We start from the raw sequence: 20,835 nt of genomic DNA, 5'->3' as shown, positions 1-20,835 counted from the left end.
TAAATCCATCTCTCTATGTCCGTAATAAACAGCAGGATCTATTACTACGGGTTCCCCCCTGTCGGAAATTAAAAAATTTCCTCCCCATAAGTCACCATGAACTAAAGAGGGTATTTCATGAGGAAAAATATCATCTATTTTTTTATAAAAATTTTCCGCAGCCTGTACTTCTTCAGAATGTAGAGCATTCATATCAACAAGCTTTTTAATCAAGGGTTCTAAATGATATTGAGCATAAAATTTTCCCCAAGTTGAAGCTTGCGTATTTTTTTGTGGTAAACGTCCAATATAGTTATCACTATCAAACCCAAAATATGGTTGGCGGATTTTATGCATAGAAGCAAGAGATTCTCCAAAGTTTTCCCATATTTGCTTAGTGGGCTCTCCTTTCTTAATCAACTCCAGAATTAAATATTGCTCATTAGCGCTTTCTTCAACTTTAATAATTTTAGGAGTTTTCAACTTATGAGTTTCAGCAATGGTTTTCAACCCTTTAACTTCATCTTTGAACATTCCTGGAAATTCTTTGACATTATTAGTCTTCATAAAAAAATTACCTTCGTCACTCTCTAACAGAAAAGATTTATTCGTATCTCCTCCTGAAATCGGTCTATATTTTTTGATTTTTACAGGAAGATGCTTTATCATATGTTGCAAATCCATTTTTATGTGTTTTTATTAATTAATTTATTTTATATTATTGTTTAAAATAATAAATTAAATTTTCTTACTTCATAAAAATACTTACGATATTATTTTAGTTAAATTATCTTTTAAGAATCTCTTACAAATTTTTAAGATAAATAATAAAATTCTCTATACGTATATTTTATTTTGTATTTGTAATACTATCACATTCTGCAATATATACACCAATTTTTTTTTTTAAATAAAAAAAAATCATTTTTTAATTAGGTAATGGTTATTCTTACTATATTTAAATATTCTAATACCACTAATTTTTTTAATCATATAAAAAATAAATACATGAAAAACAAGATAATATTCCTTTCTTCTTTAGTTATAATGTCATTAAATCATTTCATTTCGTGTTCTGATAATAAGAATAATTCTAAAACAACAGACCCATTAGCAGCAGCGGCTTCCATGAGTTCCGAAGATATTCAAAAGGCTAAAGAAGAGGAAATAGCAAACTTACCCGAAAATATTTTTATTATCGAAGGAAATGATGCTATGCAATTCAATTTACATGAATTAAAGGCTAAAGCTGGAAAACCCATAACGTTAACTCTTAAGCACGTTGGTAAGGCAAGTATTAAAGATATGGGACATAATATTGTAATTTTAAAACCCGGAACAAATTTAAATGAATTTGCAAGCAGAGCAGCAAACGACGTTAATGATAATTATATTCCTAAAAACGATCCTTCCATAATAGCACATACAAAGTTATTAGGAGGAGGTGAACAAGATACTATTACTTTTACTATAGATGATAAAGGTACTTACGATTTTTTATGTACCTTTCCTGCACATAGTGCAACGATGAAAGGTAAATTGATCGTAGAATAATATTTGAAATAAAAAAACAGGATACTCAATCCTGTTTTTTTATGATAGTTAAATTGTTATTTTATTTTAGGAGATTGTAAATAAAAATTTTTGGCTGTTTTTAAAATGTATTCCTCATTTGCTTCCGAATATTCAATGTTTGATTTCTGATAATATGTTGTATCATTATAAAGTTTACGATAAATATTTGACCTAACAAAAGGATAATAGTTACTTTTCTTTACTAGTAACATTAATACCGTTAGTAAATCTTTATCGTTTTTATCAGTGGATTTATAGAAATCTATAATAAATGGAATGGATTCAATGGCATTGATATCAATCAATGCTTTTTTTAAATTTAGTCCCATTTTTTGATTCTTTACAGATGTTTCTTGTATTAGTTCCTGCACAATTTTTCTATTCTCTTTTAAAAATTTTTGTTGTCTTAAACTCCATTTTGGATAATTAGCAGTTAGAGGCAACATTCCAAAAATTTTATTTTCTAAATTAAAATTTAATGAATCAAGGATAAAATTTGAAGATTTAATTTCAGGATAAACCATTGTATAAGTAAATTTTTCTTTTACAGAGAGTTTATTGAAATCTTTTTCTGATAAATAAATTTCTTCATTTGGTGTCTCCTCTACCTCATCAAGATTGTTTTTCATTCTCGATTTTGCTATTAGCTTTTCGAGTTTAACAAGACTATAAGAAGGTTTTGAGTTTTCTGTACGATGATTATATAAGGAACTGTTTGTAAATAGAGAATCAACTGGCTTAGCATTTTCTGCTTCTTGTGCAATATTAACATTAAACATCAACAGAACAATAAGTAAATATCTTTCTTTCATAAGCGTATATGTATATAATAATTAGTTTTTTATAAGACAAAATATCAAATTCTATGATTGTAATAATCGGAATTCATTCTAAGAAAAGATCAAAAAATTTATTTCCAATATTATTTTATCTAAATAATTATTAGATGATCGAATTAATTTTAAATTTTAGGTATTTTTAGCTATTTAAAAATTTATAAACTTAAACTTTGCATATTATGTTGATAAATTAGATAAATGTGTAGGTGTAGTCACTTTATAATTTATACATAAAATCATACTACAAAACTTTAAAAATAAAATTTATATGTTAATAATAAAAATAATAATTTATAAAATTATTCGAGCAAATCATTTGCAATATAAACAATAATTTATAATAAATCCTAAGGTATTTACACTGAATTAAATAATAATTGTTATAATTTTATTATTTTTAAATAAAAAAATGGGAATAACACAATTAAATATAAATATATTATTTATATAAATTACTTTATTTATATGTCATTATTAGACACTTAACACACAAAAACAATTAAATTAACACATATAAATTCAAATATTTATTATAATAAGATATTAATTTATAAAAATAACTTTGTTCTTATACAATTTTAATATATCCTATAACTATTTATATTAAATAAAAAAGGGAAAAAGTAAATATTCCTATTACACAATTCCCCATTTATTTTTATTATTTAGTTCTTTAATTTAAATAATTCTAATTAATTTTCTCATTCATATATCTTATCAATTTAAATAGAGTATAATTGATAAATATTCTAAAATTGGAAGTATTAATGACTAATTCAATGTCGATTTAATAATATTTTGAGACCTTTCAGGGCCTACAGATACTAAATAAATATCAACACCTAAAGATTCTTCGATAAATTGTAAATACTTTTTAGCGGAATCGGGTAGATTTTCGAAAGATTTAACATCTGAAATGTTTTCATTCCAACCTTCCAATTCTTTATATATTACTTCATAAGTCGATAATTCTTCAATTGTTGAAGGAAAAACTTCAGTACTATTTCCCTCAGGAGTTTGATAAGCTATACCTACTTTGATTTTTTCAAAATTGCTTAATACATCCAACTTTGTTATAACTAAATGGGTAATACCATTAATCATACAAGAATATCGCAGAGCAACCAAATCCAACCATCCACAACGGCGTGGACGTCCTGTGGATGCGCCATATTCATTTCCTATTTTACGAATAAGTTCTCCAGTTTTATTTTCCAATTCAGTAGGAAAAGCCCCATTTCCTACTCGCGTACAATAGGCTTTGGATACACCTATTAAATTTTTTAAACTAGTTGGTGGAACTCCGGCTCCAACAGTTGTTCCTCCTGTTGTCGGTGATGAAGAAGTTACATACGGATAGGTTCCGAAATCAATATCCAACATGAGAGCTTGAGCTCCTTCAAAAAGAACATTTTTTTGATCCTTTATTGCGTGATTAATATCGTATTCCGAATCTATAATTCGATTTTTAAGTCTTTTACCATAATCAACATATTTTTCATAAATATCTTCAAAGAAAAGAGGTTTTTTAGAAAAAAGTTTTTCAAATAAAACGTTTTTGACTGCAAGGTTCTCTTTAATTTTTATTTTTAAAACCTCTGGATTCAGCAAATCTATAGCTCTGATTCCTATTCTTGCTACCTTATCTTCATAACAGGGACCTATACCTCTTTTTGTTGTTCCAATCTGTGAATTTCCTGCAATTTCTTCTCTATAAGTATCTAGTAATATATGATAAGGCATAATAATATGTGCTCTACTACTTATGAATACATGATCAGTACTTAATCCTCTTTTTTCGATAGCTTCAATTTCATTAAAAAATGCTTCAGGATTAACTACAACTCCATTACCTATAATACATTTCCCTTTACATTGAAGTACTCCTGATGGCAATAGATGTAAAACAAATTTATCTTCTCCGGCATATACTGTATGTCCAGCATTATTTCCTCCTTGATAACGTACGACATAATCTGATTTTTCAGCTAAGACGTCCGTAATTTTTCCTTTTCCTTCGTCGCCCCATTGTAGACCGACAACCACGTATGTTGACATATTTAGTTTAATTTTATTTAGTTAACTTAAAAAAATAATTAAAAATTTTACTCTTTTTACAAAAATAATTGAATATTAGAAACAAATAATGTTTTATAAAAAATACTGGCTTTTATTAATAATATAAAAATTTTATTTTTACTGTTTTTATAGATTAAAATTTTACGATCTATAATGGAAATAATTCATTATAATACCGAAAATATTTAAACTTCAATCTATTTAATTATTAATATTATTTTAAATTCATTTTACTGGAATATCTTTTAAAATTAGTAATAAATAATTCCAAAATTTCTGCACGGATGAAATGCTAACCTTTTCTTTAGGAGAATGTGCTCCTTTTATAGTAGGTCCGAATGAAATCATATCTAAATTAGGGTATTTTTCACCTATAATGCCACATTCCAATCCTGCATGACAAGCTTGAACTGATGGTTTTTCACCATGTTCTTTTTCATAAATTTTTTCAGCTATAGATAAAATTTCTGAAGAAGGATTAGGTTTCCAGCCGGGATATGAGCCGGATAGTTCAACTTTCATCCCAGCTAATTCGAATGCTGCTTTAACTGAAGAAGCAACCCATATTTTTGAACTCTCCACGGAAGATCGTGTTAGACATTGTATTTCTGCTTTTCCATTTTCTACTTGAACTCTAGCTATATTATTCGAAGCCTCAACCAATCCTTCTATATCCGGGCTCATTCGCAAAACTCCATTATGAGCTGCTTGTAAACTAGAGATAAACTTTTTACTATCCTCATTACTCAGTCCTATAGTAGCTTTATCTATTGAGGTAAGATTACATGTCAAATTAGAGTCTATAGAATTAAATTCTAATTTTATCTTACTATAGAGGATTTCAAATCGATTTTCAAGCTGGTCTTTCTTATCTTGAGAGATTGAAAAAACTGCATGAGCTTCTCGGGGAATAGCATTTCTTAATCCTCCCCCATCAAATGAAACTAAACGGATATCCAAATCTAAGAAATCATATAAAAATCTATTTAATAATTTATTGGAATTACCCAAACCTTTATGAATTTCCATACCTGAATGACCTCCATGTAAACCGGAAAGCTTTATTTCATAAGTTAAAAAGTTTTTATCGATTTCTTTTTCTTCATATTTTGCCCGTGCAGTCACATCAATTCCTCCAGCACAACCTATATCTATTTCATCATCTTCTTCTGTATCTAAATTTAATAAAATATCACCAGTTAAAAGTCCTTCACCTAATTCAAAAGCGCCGGTCATTCCAGTTTCTTCATCAATAGTGAACAAAGCCTCAATAGCCGGATGTTCAATTTCATTTGAAGATAACACACTCATAATAGCAGCTACTCCAATTCCATTATCTGCTCCTAAAGTCGTTCCCAATGCATGAACCCAATCACCCTCATATGTCATTTTAATCCCTTGAGTTTCAAAATCAAATTCTACGTCATTGTTTTTTTGGCATACCATATCTAAGTGAGACTGTAAAACAACCTTCTTTCTATTTTCAAAACCTGGAGTTGCCGATTTCTTTATAATAACATTGCCGCATTTATCTTCAATAGTTTCAAGTTTTAATGAAGCTCCAAAATTTTTTATAAATTTTATAATTTTATCTTCTTTTTTTGAAGGTCTTGGAATTGCATTTAAATCAGCAAAATGATTCCATATGCTTTCTGGTTTTAAATTTCTGATATTGTTGGTATCCATATTTTAATACGCATAAATTTTAATTAACAAATTTCGTTTTTTTTATAAAAAAACACCAAAAATTTAATCTAATAATTAATGGATATGTGATTTTTGTTCTCTTAGATTCTTAAAATTAACCATAAAAAAGTTTAATAAATGTTACTATTTTACAAAACTTCAAATTGATTACTATCAAAATTTATAGTCTATTATAACAAAATTTTATTTATAAAAAACATCATTTAAGTCTATGAAATATGTAAAGAGTTTAAGTATTATTAGTATTTTTGAAAAATAAAATATATAATTAAATGAATACCAGATATATCACTTTAGACAAAAATTTATTCATAAAAAATAGAAAAAAATTTGTCCAAAGAATGGCTCCAAATTCAGTTGCAATATTTAATAGCAATGACATTTATCCCATAAGTGCAGATAGTACTTTACCTTTCCAACAACAAAGAGATTTATTTTATCTATCAGGAATAGATCAAGAAGAATCTATATTAGTAATATGTCCATATGCTTACTTAGAGGAACATAGAGAAATGTTGTTTATACGTGAAACAAATGAACATATTGCTATTTGGGAAGGAGAAAAATATTCAAAAGAACAAGCAACGGAAGTATCCGGAATTAAAAATGTATACTGGCTTCAAGATTTTGAAAGAATTATGGAAATGGTGGTGGTTCAAATGGATAATATATACATTAATATTAATGAACATTATCGAGCTGAAAAAGTAGTTGAAACAAGAGAGGATCGTTTTATAAAAAAATTGCAAAATAAATATCGAGGACATTGTTATTTAAGAAGTAACCCCATATTACAACATTTACGATCTATAAAAGAACCAGAAGAGATTAACGCTATTCAACATGCTTGTGATATTACGGAAAAAGGATTTAGAAGAATACTACCGTTTATTAAGCCTGGCGTTTGGGAATATGAAATTGAAGCTGAATTAATCTATGAATTTATTAAAAACCGTTCAAAAGGTTGGGCCTACACTCCTATTATCGCCTCGGGTAATAATAGTAATGTTTTACATTATATCTTAAATAATAAAGAATGTAAAGATGGAGATGTTGTTTTATTAGATGTAGGAGCTGAATATGCCAATTATTCATCGGACATGACTCGTACATTACCGGTTAACGGAAGGTTTACAGAAAGACAAAAAGAGGTTTATCAGGCGGTTTTGAATGTTAAAAACGAATCAACTAAACTTTTAATTACTGGAAACAACTGGTATAGTTATCATGAGGAAGTCGGGAATATAATGACCGAAGAGTTGTTGAAATTAAAGCTTATAACTTCCGAAGATGTAAAAAACCAAGATCCGAAATGGCCTGCCTACAAAAAATATTTTATGCATGGAAATTCACATCACTTGGGTCTAGATACTCATGATTATGGAATTTTAACTGATTCTTTCGTTCCGAATATGGTATTTACAGTAGAACCGGGTATATACATTCCTGAAGAAGGGTTTGGAATTAGAATTGAAGATAATGTAGTTATACAGCCAAGTGGAAATCCTCATAATTTAATGAGAAATATTCCAATTGAAATTGAAGAATTGGAAGATCTTATGAATTCATAATAGTTGAATTTAAATCAAACCTAAAAAACCTAAAACCTATGTTTAATTATGAAAAAATCGATCGTATTTAAAAAATATCAAAAGATGATTTTTACAACTATTATTACAAACCTCAAAAACCGGTTGTAATTGAAAAATTAACTGAAGATTGGCCTGCCTATAAAATAAGGAACTTTGATTATATAAAAGATCGCCGGAGATAAGATTGTTCCATTATATAATAACAACCCTGTGAGTGCAGATAAGAAAGTAAACGAACCCGATGCAAGAATGAAAATGGCGGACTATATCGATATTCTTCAAAAAGGTCCTACGAATTTAAGAATATTTTTATTTAACATTTTAAAGCAAGTTTAGACCATGCAAAACGATTTTCAATTTCCTGATCTGGGCTTACATTTATTTAAAAGTTTGCCTATGTTATTTTTTGGAGGTGTCGGATCTAGTGTATTTATGCATTTTGATATTAACTTAGCAAACATTTTACATTTTCATTTCGGAGGGGAAAAGCAATGTATATTAATTAAGCCACAAGAAACTAAATATATGTATAAAATCCCTTATGTCACTATTTGTCGTGAAGATATAGATTTTGATAATCCTGATTTTGACAAATGGCCGGGATTACATTATATTACTTCTTGATAAAGCTCATTTATCTCATGGAGAAATGTTGTATATGCCTGAATGGTGGCATTATTTGCAATACCTAACTCCTAGTTTTTTTTATAAGCTTGCAATCTTTAGCTAAAAGACCAGCTAATTTCACTAGAGCACTCTTGAACATTTTTATAAAACGAAATTACGATAATTTTATGAGAAAAAGGCATGGTCAAATTTGTGTTCTTCTTCTATTTTATATAATTAAAATTATACATTTTTCATAAAAAAGCGCTTGTATAGTATGTTAATTTTATGAATAGTAAATGATTATTTTCATAAATAAGAAAAGAAAATTAGTATAATGTTGTTTTGTTATTTCTCTAAATTTTTTACTGCTTAAAACCAAGGAATAATTTCTATAATATCAATAAAATTATTATGTTTTGTAATCATTATTTATTTATTCAATGTTTTTTAATAATCAAGCTATAAATTATTAAGATATTTTTTGTTTTGAATACAATTTATTATTACATTTGAGCAAAACAATATATAATATTTGTAATATGGTAACATTGCTTTATATTGATACCTGGCCGTTTATCAAGTTTATAGGTTTTATTCTATTTTTATTAATAGCTTTTATTGGGTTTTGGTGTCTTACTTTCTTAGTATGTATTCTTCCCTACTGGTTAACTTATGGAATAGCCGAGAATAAAGGTAAAATAAATGCAAACGTTTTACCCGAAGATGTTAAGTCAAAAACACTTCCTCAACAAATGAATGTAGAGGTAGTTTATAAGAAATAAAAATATATTATAAAAAAAGCTGCTATATAGCAGCTTTTTTTTCAAAACTAATAGATTTTAAATTATTTTATTTCATTTAAAATTTTCACTGTATCATTAGCTATTTCTAATTCTTCATTAGTAGGAATAATCATTATTTTTACTTTTGAATCATTAGTTTGAATTTCTTCAACCTTATCCGGTCCGCTAAATTCAATATTCTTAGTTTCATCTAATTTTATACCTAAATATTCCAGATCTTTACAGATCATTGATCTAAGCTGAGTATCATTTTCACCAATTCCTGCGGTAAAGACGATCGCATCAACCCCATTTAAAGCGGCTATATAGGCACCTATATATTTTTTTACTCGATAGGAATATAAATCTAAACATAAAATGGCATTAGAGTCACCGTTTTTATACATTTCATCTACATCTCTTGCATCACTTCTTCCAGTAAGTCCTAACATTCCTGATTTTTTATTTAAAAGATCATCCAACTCTTCAAATTTCACACCACATTCTCTTACCATATAAAATAAAACAGAAGGATCAATATCTCCACTTCTTGTTCCCATAACTAATCCATTCAGTGGAGTAAAACCCATTGAAGTATCAATACTTTCACCTTTTTCATTTATTGCAGTTATGCTTGATCCATTACCTAAATGAATGGTTATAATTTTTGCTTCTTGATTATTTAAATGTTCTACCGCTTGTCTTCTCACATATTTATGACTAGTACCATGAGCTCCGTAAGATCTTATCTTGTAATCTGTGTAGAAATGGTTGGGAATTGCATATCTGAAGGCTTTTGGCGGCATTGTAAGATGAAAAGCTGTATCAAACACAGCTATTTGTGGTATATCAGGAAAAAATTTTTGTGCCACTTCAATTCCTAATAAATTGGCAGGATTATGTAAAGGTGCTAAAGCACTCATTTCTTTAATTTCATTTTTAACTTCTTCGGTAATTAAGACCGGAACATTAAACTTTCCTCCCCCTTGTACTATTCTATGCCCTACTCCTTTAATTTCTGATGGGCCATTTATAACTCCGAAATCATCGGCAGTTAATAATTCTACTATAAGTTTCATTCCCTCTACATGAGTGGGAAATTCTTGATGTAATTGTTTTTTATCTGAAACACCGTTTTTCAGATATTTATGAGTTATACTTCCTCCTGAAGTACCTATTCTTTCTACCAATCCTTTAGCAATTACGGAGTCAGAATCCATATTAAGTAATTGATATTTTATTGATGAACTTCCAGCATTAATGACTAATATTAACATCCTTTAATTTTTACTTTTACTTTACTGCAAAAGTATGGCTTTTAAATATTTTGAAAAAATTAAATTTATGTTCCATTAGAATAATTTAATTGTGAATTTGAAAATAAAATAATGTTAATTACTATGAACAAGATCTCTATATCTATATTAGTTATAGGTTTAATATAATTTTAAATGATCAAACTAAAATTAAGAATTATCCTAAAGGAATTTATAAATCATTTTAAAACTTTACCGAAAAAAACAATCTAAATTTATTGAGCATTTAACAATTAAAATTCGTAAATCTAATATTCAAGATTGTAAATGTTATGATCAAAGAAATATAAAAATAAAAAAGGTGTTAGCAATATCTTACCGAAATAACCTTTATATAATTCTCAATTAAATATCAGAGAAAAACTAACTAACGAAGATAAAAGTTTAGAATGTCATTATTTAAATCATTGTTTAAAAATGCAAGAATTAGTTAGCTACATATCTGATAGATATTTTAATAATGTTACAGCCAGCTTTGTAGCAATTATTGGAGATGATATTATCGGATATTTCATATCATATCCGGTTATTAATAAATCAATGGATATAATATATTAGTAAGAAAGTAAGCATTTTTATTTAATTAGATCGCCTTAGAAGTTTAAAAATTTATTTCAAAAAGAGATCTAGATTTTAATCTAAGGTAAAAAATTTATATATGCATGGAAATATCGAACTATATAAAATAATTTTAAATAAGATTAAATAAAAAATCCGGAAAGTTTCCGGATTCCAATTAGTGTAGTAATGAATTTATTAATATCTATATTCATCCGTCTTAAAGGGCCCTTCTACTGAAACGCCAATATATTTCGCTTGTTTTTCAGATAATATATCAAGCTCTACTCCTATTTTGGCTAAATGTAATTTTGCAACTTTTTCATCTAAATGCTTTGGCAAGGTATACACTTTATTTTCATAGTTATGAGAGTTATGCCATAATTCTATCTGAGCTAAAGTTTGATTACAAAATGAATTACTCATAACAAAACTTGGATGTCCGGTTGCACAGCCTAGATTTACTAAACGACCTTCTGCAAGAATTATTATATCTTTACCGTTAATTGTGTACTTATCTACCTGCGGTTTAATAGTTATTTTGGTAGAAGCATAGTTTGCATTTAACCAGGCCATATCAATTTCATTGTCAAAATGACCAATATTACAAACTACGGTTTTATCTTTCATCATTTCAAAATGCTTTCCTTGTATTATATCGCAATTCCCCGTACAAGTTATAATAATGTCTGCTTTCGTAATGGCATTATCCATCTTTTTAACTTCATATCCATCCATAGCAGCTTGTAATGCGCATATCGGATCTATTTCAGTTACAATTACTCTGGCTCCGGCTCCTCTAAATGAAGCAGCAGAACCTTTCCCTACATCTCCATAACCAGCTACCACTACTACTTTTCCTGCAATCATTAAATCGGTAGCTCTACGCACGGCATCAACTGCTGACTCTTTACATCCATATTTATTATCGAATTTAGATTTGGTAACAGAATCATTTACATTGATAGCCGGTAATACTAATGTGCCGTTTTTCACTCTTTCATGTAATCTATGTACACCCGTTGTTGTTTCTTCTGATAATCCTTTAATTCCCGAAACTAATTCCGGATATTTATCTAATACCATATTAGTTAAATCTCCTCCATCATCTAAAATCATATTTAAAGGTTTTTTTTCTTCTCCGAAGAATAAGGTTTGCTCTATGCACCAATTAAATTCTTCTTCATTCATTCCTTTCCAAGCATAGACCGATGTACCTTTTGCCGCAATAGCAGCAGCAGCATGATCTTGTGTTGAAAAAATATTACATGAGCTCCATGAAACTTCAGCTCCTAATGCCTGTAAAGTTTCAATTAGCACAGCGGTTTGAATAGTCATATGGAGACATCCTGCTATTCTTGCTCCTTTTAATGGCTGCTCCTCCTTATATTCTTTGCGAAGGGCCATTAACCCAGGCATTTCAGCTTCAGCTAATTCTATTTCCATTCGGCCCCACTTTGCCAGTGAGATATCCTTAACTTTGTATGGGATATAATCTATTTTTGTGCTCATACTAATAAAATTTATTCAAAGTTATTAATTTATATCACAACCTACAACATATATTTATCTTTAATGTTTAATTAAAATTAAAATAATTACTATAAAAAAATAAAATATCAACTTTATTTTTATTTTTAAGAAATATTATCTATAGTAGTTTAACATATTGATATATCATAAATTAATTACTCTGCTTATTAATTATTAATATTAGTATATTGCTAATATATCATTATTAAATCAGGTAATAGACTATTATTAAATGAATAATTGATTTATTTATAATAAAATATGTACCTTTTTAAACATACAACTATATAATTAGTTTAACAATTTTCTCATTATTCATTACATAAAACAAAATAGTATTTGGATAATTTTAATATTTTTATCTTAATTATTTTTTTATAATATTTCTTTATTATGAATTTTAAAAACGAAATAATTCTCCATTTAATTGAATATTCTCCTATATGGGAAAATAATCGCGAAAACCTTACATATCTATCTGAAATAATAAAAGATATAAATTACTCTGATATTATTATTTTACCTGAAATGTTTAATACTGGATTTAGTAATAATGTTTCTAAAATTGCTGAAAAAATGGATGGAAAAACGGTCCAGTGGATGATTGATATTTCTTTGGAAAATCATGTTGCTATTTGTGGAAGCGTAGCTATTAGCGAATATGATGAACATTACAACCGTTTCATATTCGTAGCTGATGGAAAAATTGTAGCTACTTATGATAAGCGTCATTTATTTTCTTTTAGCGGAGAAAATATTTTTTACAAACCAGGGAATAGTAAGGTTACATTTATATATCTAGGATGGAAAATTTGTCCAATGATTTGTTATGATTTACGTTTCCCTGTTTGGAACCGAAATACAGAAAATTACGATTTGCTATTAAATGTAGCCAATTGGCCTAAAAAACGAATTGAAGCTTGGGATGCCTTACTAAAAGCACGTTCAATTGAAAATTTATGTTATGTTTGTGGAGTAAATAGATTAGGCACTGATGGAAATGGACTTTCCTATCTAGGACATTCCTCAATTTTCACACCCGAGGGAAAACTCTTGAAAGGCAATAAAGTTAATAATTTTATCTACAAACAGATAATTTCTCAAGAAGAAATAAAAAGATGCAGAAACATTTATCATTTTCTTGAAGATCAAGACCATTTCCAGTTTTTATAAAACCATTTGTTATTTTAACTATAATATAGTGATAAGATTAACTTTCTATTTATAAGATAAATGATTAGATTATATATCTTGTCTCTTACACTTATACTTTTTATCTTAACATTTATTTAAATATTGTTTTAATATAATTAAAATAAAAATAAACATATTGTGTTAAATCTTTAAATCATAAACAGTAAAAACACACCTTTTTTTTACAATTTTTAAAATCAAATAAAGTTGAAAGATAGTATCTTAAAATTGAAATATGAAATTAGCAAGATTGATATTATAAGTTTACGTAACCGAAAAATACATTTGTAAAATTAAATCAATAAATATAATACTATGACTAAAGAATTAATTACAGTAAAGGAATTAGAGGAAATTAAACTTGCGGGTATTACTTGTAAAGGTGAATTAGGAAATTGTGATTCATATTATGAAAAACTACTTAATTGGGCTAAAGAAAATAACCTCACTCAATCACCTAACTTCAAACTGATTACAATTTATCATGATAATGTCCAAATGACTGCCCCCTCGGAAGTAAGATGGAGCGTTTGCACTCCAATTGATAATAATTATGATCTACAAGGATATATCAAAACACTTTTCATCCAAAAAGGGAAATATGCTGTAGGTCATTTTGAAATTACTGAAGATTTATTTCAACAATCCTGGAATAAAGTTGTGGATTGGATCCGTGATAATAATTATGAATTCGGAACTCAAGAATCTTTTGAAGTTTATTATAATGATAATAAAACACATCCAGAAAAAAAATTCATTGTAGATTTAGTCATACCAATTAAGTAAGGTATATAAAATAATTTAATTAAGAAATGAATAATCCGGAAGTTTACCTATATACAACTAAATACCTATTTATTTTTTATGTAGTTAACTTCCGGGTTATATAAATTCAATTTATTCTTTATCCTCAAAGTTATTTTATATAAAATAAAGCTTTTTAAAATAAATTTAAACAATGTCTAAACCTTTTAGTTTGAAAATAGATTGATAAGACGAAAAAGGATAACTAATTTATATAAACCTAATTATTTTTCTGAATTTAAACCAAAAAAAGAAAAACGTACATTTCCATATTTTCTTGTTTCTAGAAAATTAGGATGTTCGGATAAATCTTTTCTTGTATTATGCTCTAAAATAAACTCTCCGTTTTTTGATAAAAAATTATGATTTAAAACACAATGAATTAAATTTTCATATTCTTTATCCTCCATATCGAAAGGTGGATCTGCAAAAATTATATCATAACTTTTATAACTTTCTTTTTCAATGAAATTGAAAACATTTTGTTTGATAATATGTATCTCGTTTATTCCTAGTAGTTTATTTATATCTTGAATAAATTTAACGTGTTTTCCATTTAATTCAACTGAAGTAATATCTTTACAACCACGCGAAGCAAATTCATAATCTATAGATCCAATTCCGGCAAATAAATCTAATACCGATATTTCCGATATATTATACCGGTTAGTAATAATACTAAATAATGCTTCCTTGGCAAAATCAGTAGTGGGCCTAACCTCAAAATTTTTAGGTGCAGTTATTTTTTTTCCTTTATATTTTCCTGCTATTATTCGTATCATATATCTAAAATTGTATAATTTTCTCTCTCAAACTCATTTTCTTCACCAGGAATAACTTTTTGGAAAAGTTTATCAATATTTTTTATTGCTTTTAACCTATGAGGTTTATTATAATAATATAAATGATATGTGGATAGTTCTTTGAATAAAGTTTTTGAAATTACTTTCAAAAAATATTCGATATCTTCTTCAATTTTATAGGGATATATATTATATAAAATTAATTTCTCTTCTTCTACTACTGATATCTCAAAATAATTATCATAAATATATAAAAAAAAACCATTTTTATGCTGGTCATTTTTTATTTTAGATAAAAATTTAAATCCCGTATGAGATATTCTGATTTTATCAGAATATCCTGTAAAAATTTCTTCAATTATTTCCGGGTAATAAAAAACCAACACTAAATTAAAATTGGGAATTAAATTAAAACGTAATCCCATGTTTTCAAATTGAGGTACATTAAGATTTAAAAACTTTTCAGCAGTTTTTTCATCAAAAAATTCAGCCGGGATAAGTGTAAACTTATCATTTAAAATAGTTATATCTAAAAAATTACATTCTTTATTAAAAAAACTATTTTTTTTAAGCTTATTAGTAATTATTTCCTTATCTGCTGGTGTTAGTAAGCTTTCATAATGAATAATTTTTTTTTCATTATTTTCAATATACGAAGCTTTATTATCTTCAAATAAAAAATTTATTGTGGTAGATAAAGCATAATTAATGATATGTAATCCTTTACTTTTTTTCAAAGCTTGATTATTATAAAAGACAAATATAAATCATATCATTATCATACACAATTTTAAATATGAACCAATATTTCTTTCTAACTATTTAATATATTGAATAGTATCTATTTAATATTCTATATTTTTGTATATAATTTAGTTTAAAACTATTTTTATAACTATTATTTAATTTTGTTAATCAATAATTTATTCATTGAGGTTATCTTTAAAAAGCCATACAATTGCTTTTATATATAAGTAATTTTATTTTGCTTTGCAAAATGAGGTTTTTAATTTGATAATTCACAGATTTATTGTTATTTAAAAGTATTTTTGATTTTATCCTTAGTGTTAAAAATTTCCTTTTTTTAAATACTTTTTGTAAATTTGCCGGCTTATAAATTAGAATATAAATGAACGTTACACAAAACAAAATAGATGATTTAAATACTATTGTTAAAATCACCATTAAGCCAGAAGACTATAAACCAAATGTTGAAAAGTCACTTAATGATTATCGTAAAAAGCTTAATATGCCTGGCTTCAGAAAAGGAAAAGCACCTATGAGTATTGTAAAAAAACAATATGAAGGTGCAGTAACTTTTGAAGAAATCAACAAAGTTTTAAATGATGCTTTAAGTAACTTCATTTCAGAAAATAAATTATCTATATTAGGGCAACCTTTACCTAAAACGAATAATGATTTTGATGCAAATGCAAAAGAAATGACTTTTGAATTTGAATTAGGCTTAGCACCTGAATTTAAAGTTGATCTTTCAAAAGCTAAAATACCTTATTATAAAATTGAGGCTACAAACAAAGAGATTGATGATACAGTAGCCAGAATTCAAACCCAATTCGGCGAGATTAAAGATGCGGATCAAATAGAAGAAGGTGGTAATTTTGTTGGAGAAGTTAATGAAATTGATATGGAAGGGAATATTGTTGAAGGAGGAAAAAATACTACTTTTACTTTTTTAGTTGACGATTTAAAAAATAAAGAAGATTTTTTAGGTAAAAAAATTGGTGATATCGTAAAAATAAATGCTCAAGATTTATTTAATGATGTTCATCAACTTCAACATTTCTTAGGATTATCACATGAAGAAGCTCACCAATTTAATGCTGAATTAAAAATAACCATTGAAAAAACATCTATAAAAACTAAGGCCGAATTAAATCAAGATATTTTCGATAAAGTTTATGGTAAAGATAAAGTAACTAGTGAAGAAGAGTTACGGTCAAAAATTAAAGAAGAAATCGAAAACTACTATAAGAAAGAATCAGATACTAAATTTATGAATGATTCTGTAGAGTGGTTGCTGGATAACATTAAGTTTGATTTACCTTCAGAATTTTTGACAAAATTCATTAAAAGCAAAGCTAAAGAACCGATTAGTGATGAAGAAGCCACTACTGAATATGAAAAATCTGCTAAAGCTTTGCGTTATCAATTAATTGAAGGCCAAATTTTATCTGATAATAATGTGAGCGTGCAATATAATGATTTAGTAGAATTCACAAAAAATCAAATGAAACAACAATTTGCAATGTATGGTTACGTAGATATTCCTGACACTGAATTAGACAAATACGTTGCCAATGCTATGAAGAATGAAGAACATGTACGCCAGTCATCCGGAAACTTATTACAACAAGAATTATTTAAAATTTTCGATACTAAAATTCAGAAAAAAGAAAAGACTTTAACATTAGAAAAATTTGATGAAATATTAAAAAAAGAATCTGAAGAAAAAAAGGATAAATAATAAATTATTTATTTTTATCAATAAAATATTAAAAAACAGGCTATTAAAAAATAGTCTGTTTTTTTTATATAAAATATAATCTCTATTAAAATATTTATATGTATATTGCAAAGCAAAAAGTCATCTTTAGTGCAAAAGATGACTTTTTCTAATAAATACTCAATCAATTATGATCTTTCAATTAAGAAATTGAGTTACTAGTACATTAATTAATAATTCTTCTAAGCTTTTAGTGTTAAAGTGTGTGTGTTTTTAAGCCTTAGTGTTAATTAATAATTATTATTCTTTTTAAAGTAGTTTTTAATGTTAATGAATTTTAAGCTTTCTTATTAAATTAATAATTAATATTTTTTTGAGTTTTATTTTCAATATTTATTTTCGTTTTTAGATCCTTTATTTTAATTAGCCTCATTTATTTGAATGCAAATTTATAGATTTTTTTCTAACAACCAAAAACGATATTATTTATTTCTATAATCATAGATAAAAAACAATATTCCAAACTGTTTACAAAAAAAATATTTACCTGATATTAAATATGATACAAATCAATATGAGATATATATTGACAAATGTTAAATTTTTTATAAAATTATATTGACAAATTTTAACTTTAAATACATATCTAAAAACTGTAAATAATAGATTTTTTTTTATATATTATCAAGAAATATAGCCAAATTATAAAAGTTCACTCCTCTTTATTTTTATTAAATGAATCCAATATCAATTTCTGCCTAAGATTGAGTAATCTTTTCATATTATGGAAAACTCTTCCTGTAAGACTCCTTACCCATCCTTTCTTTTTTAAAGATGGTAATATTTGCTCAAGCGTATCAAAGCTTTTATGCATTTTTTGAATTTCTATTTTACTAAGTTTATCATCATCTACAATTGAAATAATTTCTTCCTCAAGTTTTATTCTTAGTAGCTTTAATTTTTGCTTAACTTTTATAATTTCTTCAGTATTGAAATAATCATCATATTCATCAAACTTTTCACAGAATTTATCAATCTGCTCCTGTTCATCTACTAATAGTCCCAAGGGAGAAGCTAAAGATATCTCATTCCATATTATGTCAAGCCATTGCTCTATTTTAGAATATACATCATTTATATTATCTAAAATAAAATTTTCATACATTGAAAATTTACCAGGTACAGATTCTCCAGATATATTAAATTTTTCATTATTATTTTTCTCGATAAAATGATTTTCATCTTTAAATATTATAAAATATTTGGGTTCTATTAAATATAGAAGTTTTATCGAATTTTGATTTATATCAACTTTAAAGTCAATATATTCAAATTTATCGTTCTGTTTAAATATTTCAATAATATTCTCTAAAAATTCTTTTTGTATCATATTCTAAAGCAGTTAGATAAATAATTAGTTTGTAAATATAAATATTTAATCTTGAAAATTATCAATATAAAACTTTTTTTTTAATTTTGTACTATTAATAATCATACATATTTTTTTATATATTCATCATTATAATTTAATTATTATGGAAAATAAGCATAAAACCACTATTGATAGATTAATAGATTTTATGGATTATAAAAACCTTAATGATAATAAGCTAACTAAATTAGCTAACTTATCAGTCGGATTAATTGGAAGAGCAAGAAGAAATAAATCTGGCTTACATACCGACACTATTGAAAAAATATTACATACTTTTCCCGAATTAAATCCTACTTGGCTATTAACCGGAAATGGTTCTATGCTTTTATCTACAGAGGATAATGTTATCCCCAAAAATATACCACTAATTAAAAATTCTGATACTTTTATAGATGAAATATTTACCACTCAGAAAGATATTATATATATGCTAAAGAAAAAATATTTTAAAATTGAGGGTTCTTAAATAAATAATATTGCGACTTTATTGTATGGCTTCAATAATTGCATAAACGGGAAAATGATCGCTATATCCTCCCAAATATCGACTTCCTGAATAGGTTCGCCAAGGAGTGCCTAATTTTCCCCTATCTTTATTTTGTAGAACTGGAATATTGAATATTTTGGATTGATTAAATCGCAATGAATTATTTTCATCATAAAAAGTTTTAGAAAAAATAATTTGATCAAATAGCATTCCTTTTCCTTCATGGAAAGTACTGTATTGATTATTTCTATATAATTCTTCAAAAGGATTATATAGTTCTCGTGTTTTTAATTCTTGGATTGTTTTTTTACACCAAAGCTCTTGATACAAATAGTTAGTGACAGGATTCTCATTAAAATCTCCCAAAATCACTATATTAGCTTTCTCATCTTTGTCAAAAACTTCATTTATCTTTTTTCTTAATGCATGTAGTATGTAAATTCTCTTTGATAAATTTATATTATTCTCTCTTTGAGATGGTAAATGCAAAACAAAAAAATGAATTGGATTGCTTTCAAGATCACCTTTCGCATAAGTAATATCTCTAGTAAAATCTCTGCTTCCATCACTATTAAAAATTGGAATACGAATAAATTCTGAGTCATGAACCGTAAAAAATTCCTTATCATAAAAAAAAGCAGTATCAATTCCTCTTTCATCTAATGAATCTTTATGTATATATCCATAATTTGCTTTAAATGAAAATTCTTCAAGCAAATCATCTATAACGTTTTTATTTTCAATCTCACATAATCCAAAAAATGTTGGTAGTTTCTGAGTTTCTTCTTTTCCTATATTACTAATAACTTTTGCAATCTTTGCTAATTTATTTTTATATCTTGAAAAGCTCCAAGTTCTATCTCCCTGAAATGGTAATTTAAGTATAGATGAATTTCTATTATTTCGCGATTGATACAGATTTTCTACATTATAAAATGCAATAGTGTGATGCATATATATTATTTATAAAACTAAATTATTAAAATTATAAGTAAAAGAGTGAAATTTTATAATCAGTTATTATTTTTTTAAGCCCAAATAAATTACAACATTTATACCTAAGTTTTTATTATTTAAAT

20 protein-coding genes are annotated in these 20,835 nt (G+C 26.4%); 10 read left to right on the top strand and 10 right to left on the bottom strand.

The features are described from left to right. Window positions 1-663: fructosamine kinase family protein (locus tag M3Z80_RS04420; RefSeq protein ID WP_293917939.1), on the bottom strand; the 663-nt coding region annotated here is incomplete at its 3' end. 324 nt (window positions 664-987) lie between these two features. Here M3Z80_RS04420 and M3Z80_RS04415 point away from each other — a divergent pair. Further along, complete coding sequence (locus M3Z80_RS04415; RefSeq protein ID WP_293917937.1) at window positions 988-1,533, top strand: azurin; 546 nt, start codon at window positions 988-990, stop codon at window positions 1,531-1,533. A 56-nt stretch (window positions 1,534-1,589) separates the two neighbouring features. Here the strand turns inward: M3Z80_RS04415 and M3Z80_RS04410 are convergent, their stop codons facing one another. The 3 genes from M3Z80_RS04410 to M3Z80_RS04400 form a co-directional block, all read right to left on the bottom strand. Further along, the gene (locus M3Z80_RS04410; protein ID WP_293917935.1) at window positions 1,590-2,366 is read right to left on the bottom strand and encodes a hypothetical protein; all 777 of its coding nucleotides are present in this window, start codon (window positions 2,364-2,366) and stop codon (window positions 1,590-1,592) included. Window positions 2,367-3,164: 798 nt separating this feature from the next. Further along, window positions 3,165-4,451: an adenylosuccinate synthase gene (locus M3Z80_RS04405; protein WP_293917933.1), complete on the bottom strand. Its 1,287-nt coding sequence runs from the start codon at window positions 4,449-4,451 to the stop codon at window positions 3,165-3,167. Window positions 4,452-4,697: 246 nt separating this feature from the next. After that, window positions 4,698-6,158: an aminoacyl-histidine dipeptidase gene (locus M3Z80_RS04400; RefSeq protein ID WP_293917931.1), complete on the bottom strand. Its 1,461-nt coding sequence runs from the start codon at window positions 6,156-6,158 to the stop codon at window positions 4,698-4,700. 293 nt (window positions 6,159-6,451) lie between these two features. Here M3Z80_RS04400 and M3Z80_RS04395 point away from each other — a divergent pair, with 293 nt between their 5' ends. The 4 genes from M3Z80_RS04395 to M3Z80_RS04385 all read left to right on the top strand — a co-directional run bounded on the left by M3Z80_RS04395 (window position 6,452) and on the right by M3Z80_RS04385 (window position 9,162). Then, window positions 6,452-7,750, top strand: a complete 1,299-nt coding sequence (locus tag M3Z80_RS04395; RefSeq protein WP_293917929.1) for an aminopeptidase P family protein — start codon at window positions 6,452-6,454, stop codon at window positions 7,748-7,750. A 231-nt stretch (window positions 7,751-7,981) separates the two neighbouring features. Beyond that, window positions 7,982-8,107, top strand: coding sequence for a hypothetical protein (locus tag M3Z80_RS09800; protein ID WP_366519854.1), 126 nt, complete (start codon window positions 7,982-7,984; stop codon window positions 8,105-8,107). Window positions 8,108-8,110: 3 nt separating this feature from the next. Continuing rightward, on the top strand, window positions 8,111-8,395 hold the full coding sequence (locus tag M3Z80_RS09795; protein WP_366519853.1) for a hypothetical protein: 285 nt from the start codon (window positions 8,111-8,113) through the stop codon (window positions 8,393-8,395). Between the two features lie 524 nt (window positions 8,396-8,919). After that, window positions 8,920-9,162 (top strand): hypothetical protein, encoded by a 243-nt coding sequence (locus M3Z80_RS04385; protein ID WP_293917927.1) that lies wholly within the window; start codon window positions 8,920-8,922, stop codon window positions 9,160-9,162. A gap of 62 nt (window positions 9,163-9,224) precedes the next feature. Here M3Z80_RS04385 and M3Z80_RS04380 read toward each other — a convergent pair whose 3' ends face one another. Next, window positions 9,225-10,439, bottom strand: coding sequence for an acetate/propionate family kinase (locus M3Z80_RS04380; RefSeq protein WP_293917925.1), 1,215 nt, complete (start codon window positions 10,437-10,439; stop codon window positions 9,225-9,227). Window positions 10,440-10,895: 456 nt separating this feature from the next. Here M3Z80_RS04380 and M3Z80_RS04375 point away from each other — a divergent pair, with 456 nt between their 5' ends. Then, window positions 10,896-11,036 (top strand): hypothetical protein, encoded by a 141-nt coding sequence (locus tag M3Z80_RS04375; protein WP_293917923.1) that lies wholly within the window; start codon window positions 10,896-10,898, stop codon window positions 11,034-11,036. Between the two features lie 198 nt (window positions 11,037-11,234). Here M3Z80_RS04375 and ahcY read toward each other — a convergent pair whose 3' ends face one another. Further along, window positions 11,235-12,548: an adenosylhomocysteinase gene (gene ahcY, locus M3Z80_RS04370; protein ID WP_293917921.1), complete on the bottom strand. Its 1,314-nt coding sequence runs from the start codon at window positions 12,546-12,548 to the stop codon at window positions 11,235-11,237. 414 nt (window positions 12,549-12,962) lie between these two features. Here ahcY and M3Z80_RS04365 point away from each other — a divergent pair, with 414 nt between their 5' ends. Continuing rightward, window positions 12,963-13,742 (top strand): nitrilase-related carbon-nitrogen hydrolase, encoded by a 780-nt coding sequence (locus M3Z80_RS04365; RefSeq protein WP_293917919.1) that lies wholly within the window; start codon window positions 12,963-12,965, stop codon window positions 13,740-13,742. Window positions 13,743-14,078: 336 nt separating this feature from the next. Beyond that, on the top strand, window positions 14,079-14,549 hold the full coding sequence (locus M3Z80_RS04360) for an AraC family transcriptional regulator (protein ID WP_293917917.1): 471 nt from the start codon (window positions 14,079-14,081) through the stop codon (window positions 14,547-14,549). 242 nt (window positions 14,550-14,791) lie between these two features. Here M3Z80_RS04360 and M3Z80_RS04355 read toward each other — a convergent pair whose 3' ends face one another. Together M3Z80_RS04355 and M3Z80_RS04350 are read right to left on the bottom strand one after the other, a co-directional pair. Continuing rightward, entirely contained in the window at window positions 14,792-15,349 is a 558-nt protein-coding gene (locus tag M3Z80_RS04355) for an RsmD family RNA methyltransferase (RefSeq protein WP_293917915.1), read from the bottom strand. Next, complete coding sequence (locus M3Z80_RS04350; RefSeq protein WP_293917914.1) at window positions 15,346-16,107, bottom strand: DUF3822 family protein; 762 nt, start codon at window positions 16,105-16,107, stop codon at window positions 15,346-15,348. Before M3Z80_RS04350 ends, M3Z80_RS04355 begins: the two co-directional genes overlap by 4 nt. A gap of 392 nt (window positions 16,108-16,499) precedes the next feature. Here M3Z80_RS04350 and tig point away from each other — a divergent pair, with 392 nt between their 5' ends. Beyond that, window positions 16,500-17,855, top strand: coding sequence for a trigger factor (gene tig / locus M3Z80_RS04345; RefSeq protein WP_293917912.1), 1,356 nt, complete (start codon window positions 16,500-16,502; stop codon window positions 17,853-17,855). A gap of 691 nt (window positions 17,856-18,546) precedes the next feature. Here the strand turns inward: tig and M3Z80_RS04340 are convergent. After that, complete coding sequence (locus tag M3Z80_RS04340; protein WP_293917910.1) at window positions 18,547-19,224, bottom strand: hypothetical protein; 678 nt, start codon at window positions 19,222-19,224, stop codon at window positions 18,547-18,549. Window positions 19,225-19,369: 145 nt separating this feature from the next. Here M3Z80_RS04340 and M3Z80_RS04335 point away from each other — a divergent pair, with 145 nt between their 5' ends. Then, on the top strand, window positions 19,370-19,735 hold the full coding sequence (locus M3Z80_RS04335) for a hypothetical protein (RefSeq protein ID WP_293917908.1): 366 nt from the start codon (window positions 19,370-19,372) through the stop codon (window positions 19,733-19,735). Window positions 19,736-19,753: 18 nt separating this feature from the next. Here the strand turns inward: M3Z80_RS04335 and M3Z80_RS04330 are convergent, their stop codons facing one another. Next, window positions 19,754-20,710 carry an endonuclease/exonuclease/phosphatase family protein gene (locus M3Z80_RS04330; RefSeq protein WP_293917906.1) on the bottom strand — a complete coding sequence of 319 codons (957 nt, stop codon included), beginning with the start codon at window positions 20,708-20,710 and terminating at the stop codon, window positions 19,754-19,756. Window positions 20,711-20,835 lie beyond the last annotated feature (125 nt).

The sequence above is a fragment of the Apibacter sp. genome (assembly GCF_025291155.1).
In the GTDB taxonomy this organism is placed as follows: Bacteria; Bacteroidota; Bacteroidia; order Flavobacteriales; family Weeksellaceae; genus Apibacter.
The sequence above is the reverse complement of the archived record's forward strand: the minus strand, read 5'-3'. Positions and strand labels throughout refer to the sequence as shown.

What these genes read in the sequence shown, in the direction of transcription:
- ahcY (WP_293917921.1), bottom strand. Translation starts at nt 12,548, where the DNA reads ATGAGCACAAAAATAGATTATATCCCATACAAAGTTAAGGATATCTCA.
- M3Z80_RS04385 (WP_293917927.1), top strand. Translation starts at nt 8,920, where the DNA reads ATGGTAACATTGCTTTATATTGATACCTGGCCGTTTATCAAGTTTATA.
- M3Z80_RS09795 (WP_366519853.1), top strand. Translation starts at nt 8,111, where the DNA reads ATGCAAAACGATTTTCAATTTCCTGATCTGGGCTTACATTTATTTAAA.
- M3Z80_RS04360 (WP_293917917.1), top strand. Translation starts at nt 14,079, where the DNA reads ATGACTAAAGAATTAATTACAGTAAAGGAATTAGAGGAAATTAAACTT.
- M3Z80_RS04355 (WP_293917915.1), bottom strand. Translation starts at nt 15,349, where the DNA reads ATGATACGAATAATAGCAGGAAAATATAAAGGAAAAAAAATAACTGCA.
- M3Z80_RS04380 (WP_293917925.1), bottom strand. Translation starts at nt 10,439, where the DNA reads ATGTTAATATTAGTCATTAATGCTGGAAGTTCATCAATAAAATATCAA.
- M3Z80_RS04365 (WP_293917919.1), top strand. Translation starts at nt 12,963, where the DNA reads ATGAATTTTAAAAACGAAATAATTCTCCATTTAATTGAATATTCTCCT.
- M3Z80_RS04330 (WP_293917906.1), bottom strand. Translation starts at nt 20,710, where the DNA reads ATGCATCACACTATTGCATTTTATAATGTAGAAAATCTGTATCAATCG.
- M3Z80_RS04415 (WP_293917937.1), top strand. Translation starts at nt 988, where the DNA reads ATGAAAAACAAGATAATATTCCTTTCTTCTTTAGTTATAATGTCATTA.
- M3Z80_RS04375 (WP_293917923.1), top strand. Translation starts at nt 10,896, where the DNA reads ATGCAAGAATTAGTTAGCTACATATCTGATAGATATTTTAATAATGTT.
- M3Z80_RS04410 (WP_293917935.1), bottom strand. Translation starts at nt 2,366, where the DNA reads ATGAAAGAAAGATATTTACTTATTGTTCTGTTGATGTTTAATGTTAAT.
- M3Z80_RS04395 (WP_293917929.1), top strand. Translation starts at nt 6,452, where the DNA reads ATGAATACCAGATATATCACTTTAGACAAAAATTTATTCATAAAAAAT.
- M3Z80_RS04400 (WP_293917931.1), bottom strand. Translation starts at nt 6,158, where the DNA reads ATGGATACCAACAATATCAGAAATTTAAAACCAGAAAGCATATGGAAT.
- M3Z80_RS04335 (WP_293917908.1), top strand. Translation starts at nt 19,370, where the DNA reads ATGGAAAATAAGCATAAAACCACTATTGATAGATTAATAGATTTTATG.
- tig (WP_293917912.1), top strand. Translation starts at nt 16,500, where the DNA reads ATGAACGTTACACAAAACAAAATAGATGATTTAAATACTATTGTTAAA.
- M3Z80_RS04405 (WP_293917933.1), bottom strand. Translation starts at nt 4,451, where the DNA reads ATGTCAACATACGTGGTTGTCGGTCTACAATGGGGCGACGAAGGAAAA.
- M3Z80_RS04340 (WP_293917910.1), bottom strand. Translation starts at nt 19,224, where the DNA reads ATGATACAAAAAGAATTTTTAGAGAATATTATTGAAATATTTAAACAG.